A 9,229-nucleotide genomic window follows, 5' to 3' on the forward strand; every position below is an offset into this window, starting at 1 on the left:
CTGGTGACGCCGCTCGACTCCAGCAGCATCAACCGCTTCCCCGTCATCCTCCCCCTGCTCGTGCCGGTCGCGATCCTGGTGCTGCCGGGCTGCTCATCGCCGCGATCGGCATGACCGTGCCCGCCCTGTCGATGCACACCGCGACCGTGGTGGCGGGCACGGCGCTCGCAGCCGCCGGGGCCGGCGCACTCTTCGTCGTCGCGTCAGCGACCGCTCTCGGTCAGGTGGCCCCACACGAATCCGGCATCGCCTCCGGCATCGTCAGCACATTCCACGAGTTCGGCGCCTCCATCGGAGCCGCCGCCATCTCCAGCGTCGCAGCGGCCAGCCTGATCGGGGACACGCTTTCCGGGTTCACCAGCGGCTATATCCTCGCCGCGGTCACCGCGGTCGCCGCGGCCCTCGTGGCCGCCGTCCTGACACCCGGCCGAGCCGACACAGGCTGAGGCCGGTTCATCCCCAACGCACCGACCGCACACGCTCGGCTGCCCGGCACGACATGGGGTGCCTTCTACTACGGCTGATAGTCATTCCATTCGCCCAACGACCTCTCACCCTCAGCCGGGCCGGCAGCCGGTGAGGCCCCCGAACAAGCTTCGGAAATCCGTGTTGAGCAGCAAGCATGTGACAGGGCGCATCGCGGGCGGATCCACAGCCCCGCCCGGACGCCAAGCATGATCGTCTCGTACCGATGCGGAAATACGGAGTAAAGGGTGAATAGCCTGTCCTGCTTCTGTAGCATTTCGCCCGACATCGGGACAAGGGAAGGCATCACACAGTGGCCGTTGCAGGCATGCCGGTGCGAGTCAGACGGATACCTGTGGCGGCGGGAGTCGTGATCGCCGTCCTGCTGTCACCTCTCGACGGAGCGGTCGCCGAGCCACAGCCCAGCCTCTCCCAGGCCAGGGCGAAACTCGCGAAGCTCAATGACCAGGCCGGCAAGATCGTCGACCGCTACAACCTGGCCAACGAGCGCTGGAAGAAGGCCAAGAAGCACTACGACAAGCTGAACAAGGTCTACGGTCAGCAGCGCGAATCAGTCGACGCCCTGCGCCGCAACCTCGTCACGTTGGCCGTCAGCACCTACCAGGCCGGCGGGCTGAGCGGCGGGGCGGGGCTCATCTCCAGCGACGACCCACGCTCACTCCTGAGCGGCATGGCCGCGGTCGACCAGATATCGGCCGGGCACGCGGAGTCGCTGCGTACGTTCGACACCGCCACCCGAGCCCTGAGACTGCAGCATGGCAAGGCCAAGGACGCGCTGACCGAAGCGGACAAGGCGCGAGACACGCTGGCCGCGGAAAGGACCAGGACCAAGCGCCTGATCGCCGAGCAGACGAAGCTGCTGCGCAGGCTCGGCGCCTTCCGGGTCGGCGACCCCAACAGTGCCGGCATCACCTACACCGGCTCAGCCTCCGGCAACGCGAGGACCGCTCTGCAGTTCGCCTACGCGCAGATCGGCAAGCCGTACCAGTGGGGCGGGGAGGGACCGGGATCGTATGACTGTTCAGGCCTGACGCAAACCGCCTGGCGCAACGCCGGGGTCAGCATCCCCCGCACCACCTGGGAGCAGTGGAGCTGGGGGGCCAACAGGCGGGTACCCCTGGATCTGAACCGGCTGCAGCCCGGTGACCTGCTTTTCAGCAAGGGGCTGGGCCACATGGGCATGTACGCGGGCAACGGCAAGATGGTGCACGCCCCGCGGACCGGCGACATCATCAAAGTGGTCGACCTCGACGACTACTGGTGGGGCCGGCTCCTCGGCGCGGTCCGTCCCTGACACCGCTCCCGTCGACGCCGGACGCTCCGACCCGGCGGCCGAGGCCCGCTTCGCGGGCGCGGATGACGGCGTGGGCGCGGTCGGCGACCTGGAGCCTGGCGAAGACGTTGGACATGTCGTCGCGGACGGTCTTCGGTGACAGGGCCAGGCGCTCCGGCGGTTGGACAACCCCGCCGCGATGGGATCGAGGACCTGGCGTTCGCGCGTGGTGAGCTGCGAGAACGGTTCCTCGACGGCGGGGCGGATCGCGGCCGGACGGGCGAGTAGCCGTTAGCCGTGGTCAGGTGGAGGTCGGGCCGTAGACGGCGCAGGGGGCGCCGGTGGTCATGGCCCAGTAGCGGTCGCCGTAGGACCAGTGCCACCACTCGGTGGGATAGTTGACCAGGCCGACCGCCTCCAGGGCCGCACCGAGGATCTTGCGGTGGTGCCTGGCCTCGGCCGACAGGCCGGGGGCCTCGGTGTAGCAGGCGCCGCCGCTCTGCTCGGGGGTGGCGTTGAGCGGGGTGCCCATGTCGAGCTCGGTCCCGTCCTCGGCGGACAGGGTCAGATCGACCGCCGCTCCCGCGGTGTGCGGGGCGATCTCGACGGGCGAGACGTAGCGGCTCGCCGCACTCCGGAGCTCCGCGGGCGACATTTCCGGAAATGTCGCCCGCAACTCCGCCGAGTAGTCATCGAAGATCTTTTTCTGGGTCGCCAGCGGCCGGTAGCCCTCCACGACCAGCAGCCGGTATCCCCCGGGAAGCTGCGCCTGCGCCTTCTCCAGCCGGTCCAGCAGCCCGAGCCTCAGGTGGGCGAAGGCCCCCTCGGCGTCGGCGAGCCGCCCGTCCGTCTCCAACCGCCCCCGCACGTCGATCAAGGGCTCACCGGACTCCTCGACGGGGATCGAGGCGACTCGGGCGTCGGAGATCAGCACGATGTCACGCATGACGGCAATTCTTCACCAAACACCTGCCGGTTGGAGACCCAGTCCTCCAGAAGGGGTCACGGGCCGGTCGGCGGATCGTCAACTTCGGCCTTCCCGGCAGAGCGGCGCTCCGGAACCCCACCGGCCGGCAAGGAACCCGCGAGGATCGAGAACGGGTCGGCAGCCGGCGTCCTCCGGGCGGAGGAACGTCAGACGGTAACGTCAGGCAGTAACGTCAGACGGTGTCGGAGAACACCTGCTCCCGAGCCTGCTGCAGCGCCGACACCAGCGCGCCGCGCAGCACGGGGTTGCCCCTGACCCGCGAGACCACGACTCTGGGCTGGCTCGGGCAGACCCGGGCCACGGCATCCTGCACCCTGGTGGCGAGCGCGTCCCCGCCCGCCCTGCCGACGTCGCCGCTGAGCACGATCAGCCCGGGGTCCAGGACCACGGCGACCGCGGCGACACCGACCGCCAGCCGCCCGGCCAACTCGTCCAGAAAGGCCTCGGCACCCTCCGCGACGGCCGTACGGACCCGCTCCCCCACCGGAGTCGCGTCGGCGGCGGAACCGATGCCGTAGGCGCTCGCGAGCCCGGCCACGGCGTCGCCGCCGACCAGGCGCTGGAACGAGCCCGACTGGGGTTCGCTCACGTCGGTGGGGAGCGGCTCGCCCGGGACGGGAAGCCAGCCGATCTCACCCGCGCCGCCGGTGAAACCGCGGTGCAGCCGCCCGCCCAGCATGACGCCGAGCCCCTGGCCGACCCCGGCCCAGACGAGCACGAAGTCGTCGACGCCCAGCGCCGCGCCGTGCGCGCGCTCGGCCAGCGCGGCCAGGTTCACGTCGTTCTCGATCGTCACCGGGACGCCGAGGTCGCGACGGAGCTCGGCGAGCACGCCGTTGTGCCAGGAGGGCAGGTCGAAGGAGAACCGCACGTCGCCGGTGCCGGGGTCGACGACGCCCCGGGTACCGATCACGAAGGCGCGGAGCCGGTCCGCGCCGATGCCCGCGGCCCCGCACGCCTGGCCGACCGCACCGCGCACCAGCCGTACCGGATCGTCGTGCCCGCTGGGGTCGGCCGAGACCTCGGCGACGAGTGTGCCGGTGATGTCGGCGATCCCGGCGCTGATCCGGTCGGGGAGCACGTCAAGCCCGACCACGTACGCGCAGGAGGGCACCACCCCGTAGAGCGCGGCGTTGGGGCCGCGCCCGCCGGCCTGCTCGCCGACCACCGCGACGAGGTCTCGCTCCTGGAGCCTGGCGAGCAGCTGACCCGCGGTCACCTTGGAGAGCCCGGTGTGTTCTCCCAGCTCAGCCCGGGTTAGCGGGCCACTGGACAGCAGGAGCTCCAGCGCCGCGCGGTCGTTGAGCTGGCGCAGCAACCGGGGGGTCCCCGGGCGTGTGGACAAGGCCGTCCTCCCCGTCACGATCCGCTAACGATCGTTTCTTTTAAGAAAGTTTCTTGTTAGTTTATCCCTAGCCAGCCCGCAGGCAAGTGATCGGGACCGCGGGTTGTGACAGTTCCGACAGCTCCCAGTGAGTGCAGAGGGTCGCGGGGACCCCGGCCATAACAGATGAGCGCAAACTCCGGCGAAAGCCTGAAAGGGAGAACTCCAGTGAAGTTCGCGAGAATCGCCACCACGACGGCCACCACGGCCGCCCTCGCCCTGGGTCTCGCCGCGTGTGGCAGCAGCGAGCCCGCCACCCCGGCCGCCGGCTCCGACGCGTCGGCACCCGCCGCGTCCGGACCCAAGTTCGCAGGTCAGACCCTGACCGTCTGGCGCCTCGGCGCTCCGGACGAGAAGCAGAACAAGCTCATGGGCGACCTGAACGCCAAGTTCAAGGAGACCACCGGCGCCGAGGTCAAGCTCCAGTGGGTGCCCTGGCCCGACGCGCAGGCCAAGTGGACCGCCGCGCTCGCCGGCGGCGAGGGCCCCGACGTCACCGAGTTCGGCAACGACCAGGTCGCCGCCTGGGTGGCGCAGGACGCGCTGACCGACATCACCGACATCGTCAAGGCCGCCCCCGACTTCCAGCAGATCCCGCAGAACCTGTGGGGCTACGAGACGGTGGACGGCAAGATCTACGCCGCCCCGTGGGGTGGCGGCACCCGCGCCGTCCTCTACCGCAAGGACTGGTTCGAGGACCTGAAGATCGAGGTGCCCAAGACCTGGGAGGAGCTCGTCGAGGCGGGCAAGAAGATCGTCGCCAAGAAGGGCAAGGACGTCGACGGCTTCGCCTTCAACGGCGGCTCCGACGCCAACATGTCGCTCTCCCCGTTCGTCTGGTCGGCCGGCGGCGACTTCGCCGCGTTCGAGGGTGGCAAGTGGGTCGGCAAGCTGACCGAGCCCGGGTTCAAGGAGGGCTTCCAGTACTACACCGACCTGGTGACCAAGCACGGCGTCTCGCGCAAGTCCGCGCTGACCCAGAACTCGGTGGACATCGCGACCCGCTTCGCCAACGGCAAGGTCGGCATGTACGTGACCGGCGGCTGGGACATCACCACGATCAAGGAGCAGAGCGGCGGCAAGGTCGACGACTCGAAGATGTCCTTCTTCTCGCTCCCGGCCAAGGACGGCAGCGGCCCGGCCCCGGCCTTCCAGGGCGGCAACGACATCGCCATCTGGAAGGACACCAAGAACCTCGAACTGTCCGCCGAGTACGTCAAGCTGGCCGCCGGCAAGGAGTTCGGCACCCGCTACGCCAAGGAGGGTGGCCTGCTGCCGCTCTACCCGGAGGCTCTGACCGAGTACGCGTCCGACCCGGTGCAGGCGCCGTTCGCCGAGACCTTCAAGGTCGCCAAGGGCTTCCCGAACGACACCAACTGGGCCGAGGCCAACGACACCAAGGCGGTCCTGCAGAGCGCGGCCCGCTCGGTCATCGAGGGTAAGAAGGACGTCGACACCGCGCTGGCCGACGCCAACAAGGAACTCGAAGAGATCCTGAACCAGTAGTCATGGCGAACACCTCAACCATCGCCCGGGACGGGGGCTCCCCCTCCGTCCCGGCGCGGGGGCACCGAGGCGCCACGCCCCCGCGCAGGTCCGGGCTGCCCGTCCGGGTGGTCCCCTACGCGCTGCTCGTCCCCGGCCTGATCGTCATCGCGGGCCTGCTGCTCTACCCGCTCTTCCAGATGGTCGTCATGTCCTTCCAGAACGTGGGACTACGGCAGATCCGGGGGGTACCGGCCGAGTCCGTCGGCCTGGAGAACTACCAGAAGCTCATCGAGTCCGAGCTGTTCTGGACCTCGCTGCGTAACACGGTGGTCTTCGCCGTCGTCACGGTGGCGCTCACCCTGCTGCTCGGCACGCTGGTCGGCCTGCTCCTGCACAAGCTGGGCAAGAAGATGTCGACCTTCCTGATCATCGGCATCATGGCCGCCTGGGCCACCCCGCAGATCGCCACCGCGATCATCTGGCGCTGGCTGTTCGACGCGGAGTCCGGGGTCATCAACTGGGCGCTCAACGCGCTGCCCGACTGGTTCTCCTCCCTGCTGTTCGGCCGCTCCGACTGGACCGGCGAGCCGTGGCTGAACGACGCGTTCACCATCTACCTGGTGCTGATCATCGCGGTGGTCTGGGCGTCGTTCCCGTTCATCGCGGTCTCGGTGCTGGCCGGGCTGAAGAGCATCTCCAAGGAGCTGTACGAGGCGGCCAGGGTGGACGGCGCCTCCGCGTGGCGGATCTTCTGGAAGATCACCTTCCCGCTGCTGAAGCCGGTCTTCGCGGTGCTCACCGTGCTCTCGGTGATCTGGGACTTCAAGGTCTTCACCCAGCTGTTCGTGCTGGCGGGCGGCACCTCCAACCGGGAGGCGTTCAACCTGTCGCTGTTCGCCTTCACCCAGGCCTTCAGCGCGCCGCCCAAGATGGGCATGGGCGCGGCCATCGCGGTGGTGCTGACGCTGATCCTGCTCTTCATCACCTTCTTCTACGTCCGCCAGATCGTGAAAACGGAGGACGTGCGATGACGACGTACGGCAGGCGCGGGCCGCGGGGAAATCTCCGGCAGCGTAAGCGACTCGGCAACATCGGCCTGAACACCGCGGCCGTCCTGGTGTTCCTGTTCGCGGTCTTCCCCGTCTACTGGATGGTGAGCACCGCCTTCAAGAGCAGCGAGCAGATCTTCACGACGGACTTCATCCCCTTCCCCACCGACCCCACGCTCGAACACGTGCGGCGGGTCTTCACCGAGGGCGTCGCCGGCCACTCCATCTGGCGCTACCTGCTCAACAGCTCCATCGTGGCCCTCGGCACCGTGCTCATCGGCGCGGTCTTCTCGCTGCTGGCGGCGACCGCGGTGGCCCGCTTCCGCTTCCGCGGGCGCACCTCGTTCCTGATCCTGCTGCTCATCGTGCAGATGGTCCCCGGCGAGGCACTGCTCATCCCGCTGTTCATGATGGTCAGGCGGGCCGGGCTGTACGACCAGCTCCTCGGCCTCATCGTGGTGAACGTCGCGATGACGCTGCCGTTCGCCATCTGGATGCTGCGCACCTTCGTCGCGGCGGTTCCCAAGGAACTGGAGGAGGCTGCCTGGATCGACGGCGCGAGCCGGTTCGCCACCTTCTGGCGGGTGCTGTTCCCGCTGGTGGCCCCCGGCCTCGTCGCGACGAGCATCTTCTCGTTCATCACCGCGTGGAACGAGTTCGTGTTCGCGCTGACGCTCATCGGCGACCAGGGCAGCTACACCATGCCCGTGGCGCTGCGCTACTTCGTCAGCCAGCGGTCGGTGGACTGGGGCGGCATCATGGCCGCCTCCACCCTGATGACCATCCCGGTCATCGTCTTCTTTCTCCTGGTGCAGCGGCGGATGGTCTCCGGACTCGTCGCGGGCGCCGTCAAGGGCTGATCCCCCATCGGTGCTGGTACGGCTCGCACCCACAAGGCGCGAGCCGTACCAGCCCTGCCTGTTCCATGTCCGCTCCCCTACATCTCAGGTAAGGAACACCTACCGACATGTCTGAGCTCATCGCGGATCGCGGCGATCAGGGGCTGCGTCGTCTCGCGGCCGGCACTCTGCTCGCCGCGTTCCAGGGCACCGAGGCACCCGAGTGGGTCCTGCGGGAGCTGGAGAACGGTCTCGGCGGCGTCACGCTCTTCGGCTTCAACGTCGCCGACGCCGTGCAGCTGTCCGCCCTCACCTCCCGTCTGCGTGAGACAAGCGACCCGGTCATCTCACTGGACGAGGAGGGGGGCGACGTCACCAGGCTCGCCTACCACGTCGGCAGCCCGTATCCCGGCAACGCCGCCCTCGGCGCCGTGGACGACGTCGAGCTCACCCGGCGGGTCTACCGGTCCATCGGCGACGACCTGGCCCGGTGCGGCGTCAACCTGGACATGGCCCCGTCCGCGGACGTCAACACCGCCGAGGACAACCCGGTGATCGGCACCCGCTCGTTCGGGGCTCAGGCCGCGCTCGTCGCCCGGCACACCGTCGCCGCCGTACACGGCCTGCAGTCGGCGGGTGTGGCCGCCTGTGTCAAGCACTTCCCAGGCCACGGCGCGACCCGGCAGGACTCCCACCTGGAGGTCCCGCTCGTCGACGCCTCCGCCGAACTGCTGCGCGAGCGCGAGCTCGTGCCCTTCCGCGCCGCGATCGAGGCCGGAACCAGGTCCATCATGACCGCGCACGTGCGTGTCCCCGCCGTCACCGGCGGGCTCCCCGCGACGCTCTCCCCCGCCACCCTGACCGGCCTGCTCCGCGGCGAGCTGGGCTACGACGGTTTGATCGTCACCGACGCCCTCGACATGCGGGCCGTCACCGACACCTACGGCCTGGCAGGCGGCTCGGTGCTCTCCCTCGCCGCCGGAGCCGATCTGCTCTGCCTCGGCCCGATCCCCACCGAGGACGACGTCCACCGGATCCTGGACGAGATCGTCGCCGCCGTACTGGACGGGCGGCTGCCCGCGACCCGCCTGGAGGAGGCCGCCGAGCGGGTGTCCGCCCTGCGCGCCTGGTTCGGCACGCCCCGCACGGGTGAGGCCGAGCGGGACGTGATCGGTCTCACCGCCGCCCGCCGCGCGGTCAGCCTCACCGGCTCGGCGCCTCCCCCGGTCGACCCGCTGGTGGTGGAGGTGGACACCCCGCCGACCATCGCGGTCGGCGACGTGCCGTGGGGCTTCACGCCGCTGCTGCCGCGGGCGGAGGTGCTGCGGGTCAAGCCGGAGGCCGCCGACGTGCCGGGCATCCTGGAACGCGCCTCGGGCCGCTCCCTGATCGTCGTCGTCAAGGACGCCCATCGCTACGAGGCCAGCAAGTCGGTGATCTCCGCGCTGCTGGCCGCCCGCCCCGACACCACGGTGGTCGAGATGGGCCTGCCCATCTGGCGCCCCGAGGGCGTGACCTACGTGGCCACCTACGGCGCCGCCCGCGCCAACGCGCAGGCCGCCGCCGAACTCCTCGGCGTCTGACCGCACCTCGTCACGACGCGGCCCGCCCCCCGCGGTTCTCGCGGCTTTCGCTGGTATTCGTTCCCGGCGGGAGGGGGCGGGGGCTTCTTCTTTCCGGTGGAGTATCACGGAGCCCGGGGTGTCGCTGTGCTCGTTTGGT

The 9,229-nt window shown here is 69.6% G+C and carries 8 protein-coding genes; 6 read left to right on the plus strand and 2 right to left on the minus strand.

Annotated features, from left to right (window positions below):
* The first annotated feature begins 110 nt into the window (after window positions 1–110).
* Together ABZ260_RS39335 and ABZ260_RS39340 are read left to right on the plus strand one after the other, a co-directional pair.
* Window positions 111–446, plus strand: coding sequence for a hypothetical protein (locus ABZ260_RS39335; RefSeq protein ID WP_355627708.1), 336 nt, complete (start codon window positions 111–113; stop codon window positions 444–446).
* A gap of 374 nt (window positions 447–820) precedes the next feature.
* Window positions 821–1,780: an NlpC/P60 family protein gene (locus ABZ260_RS39340; RefSeq protein ID WP_355627711.1), complete on the plus strand. Its 960-nt coding sequence runs from the start codon at window positions 821–823 to the stop codon at window positions 1,778–1,780.
* 280 nt (window positions 1,781–2,060) lie between these two features.
* Here the strand turns inward: ABZ260_RS39340 and ABZ260_RS39345 are convergent, their stop codons facing one another.
* A complete protein-coding gene (locus ABZ260_RS39345) occupies window positions 2,061–2,705 on the minus strand; it encodes a M15 family metallopeptidase (RefSeq protein ID WP_350913102.1) in 645 nt (214 codons plus the stop codon).
* Between the two features lie 214 nt (window positions 2,706–2,919).
* Window positions 2,920–4,092 (minus strand): ROK family transcriptional regulator, encoded by a 1,173-nt coding sequence (locus ABZ260_RS39350; protein ID WP_355627715.1) that lies wholly within the window; start codon window positions 4,090–4,092, stop codon window positions 2,920–2,922.
* Between the two features lie 207 nt (window positions 4,093–4,299).
* On the opposite strand from ABZ260_RS39350, the gene ABZ260_RS39355 reads away from it, so the two are divergent.
* The 4 genes from ABZ260_RS39355 to ABZ260_RS39370 all read left to right on the plus strand — a co-directional run bounded on the left by ABZ260_RS39355 (window position 4,300) and on the right by ABZ260_RS39370 (window position 9,090).
* Window positions 4,300–5,637, plus strand: a complete 1,338-nt coding sequence (locus ABZ260_RS39355; RefSeq protein ID WP_350913098.1) for a sugar ABC transporter substrate-binding protein — start codon at window positions 4,300–4,302, stop codon at window positions 5,635–5,637.
* Between the two features lie 2 nt (window positions 5,638–5,639).
* The gene (locus ABZ260_RS39360; protein WP_355549002.1) at window positions 5,640–6,650 is read left to right on the plus strand and encodes a sugar ABC transporter permease; all 1,011 of its coding nucleotides are present in this window, start codon (window positions 5,640–5,642) and stop codon (window positions 6,648–6,650) included.
* Complete coding sequence (locus ABZ260_RS39365) at window positions 6,647–7,528, plus strand: carbohydrate ABC transporter permease (RefSeq protein WP_355627718.1); 882 nt, start codon at window positions 6,647–6,649, stop codon at window positions 7,526–7,528. The genes ABZ260_RS39360 and ABZ260_RS39365 overlap by 4 nt, the downstream gene beginning before the upstream one ends.
* Window positions 7,529–7,635: 107 nt before the next feature.
* On the plus strand, window positions 7,636–9,090 hold the full coding sequence (locus ABZ260_RS39370) for a glycoside hydrolase family 3 N-terminal domain-containing protein (protein WP_355627721.1): 1,455 nt from the start codon (window positions 7,636–7,638) through the stop codon (window positions 9,088–9,090).
* The last annotated feature ends 139 nt before the right edge of the window (window positions 9,091–9,229 follow it).

This window comes from Streptosporangium sp. NPDC006013 (assembly GCF_040614275.1).
GTDB lineage: Bacteria > Actinomycetota > Actinomycetes > Streptosporangiales > Streptosporangiaceae > Streptosporangium.

Excerpts from the sequence above, each read along its gene's own strand:
- ABZ260_RS39335 (WP_355627708.1), top strand. The coding sequence starts at position 111 with ATGACCGTGCCCGCCCTGTCGATGCACACCGCGACCGTGGTGGCGGGC.
- ABZ260_RS39345 (WP_350913102.1), bottom strand. The coding sequence starts at position 2,705 with ATGCGTGACATCGTGCTGATCTCCGACGCCCGAGTCGCCTCGATCCCC.
- ABZ260_RS39360 (WP_355549002.1), top strand. The coding sequence starts at position 5,640 with ATGGCGAACACCTCAACCATCGCCCGGGACGGGGGCTCCCCCTCCGTC.
- ABZ260_RS39365 (WP_355627718.1), top strand. The coding sequence starts at position 6,647 with ATGACGACGTACGGCAGGCGCGGGCCGCGGGGAAATCTCCGGCAGCGT.
- ABZ260_RS39370 (WP_355627721.1), top strand. The coding sequence starts at position 7,636 with ATGTCTGAGCTCATCGCGGATCGCGGCGATCAGGGGCTGCGTCGTCTC.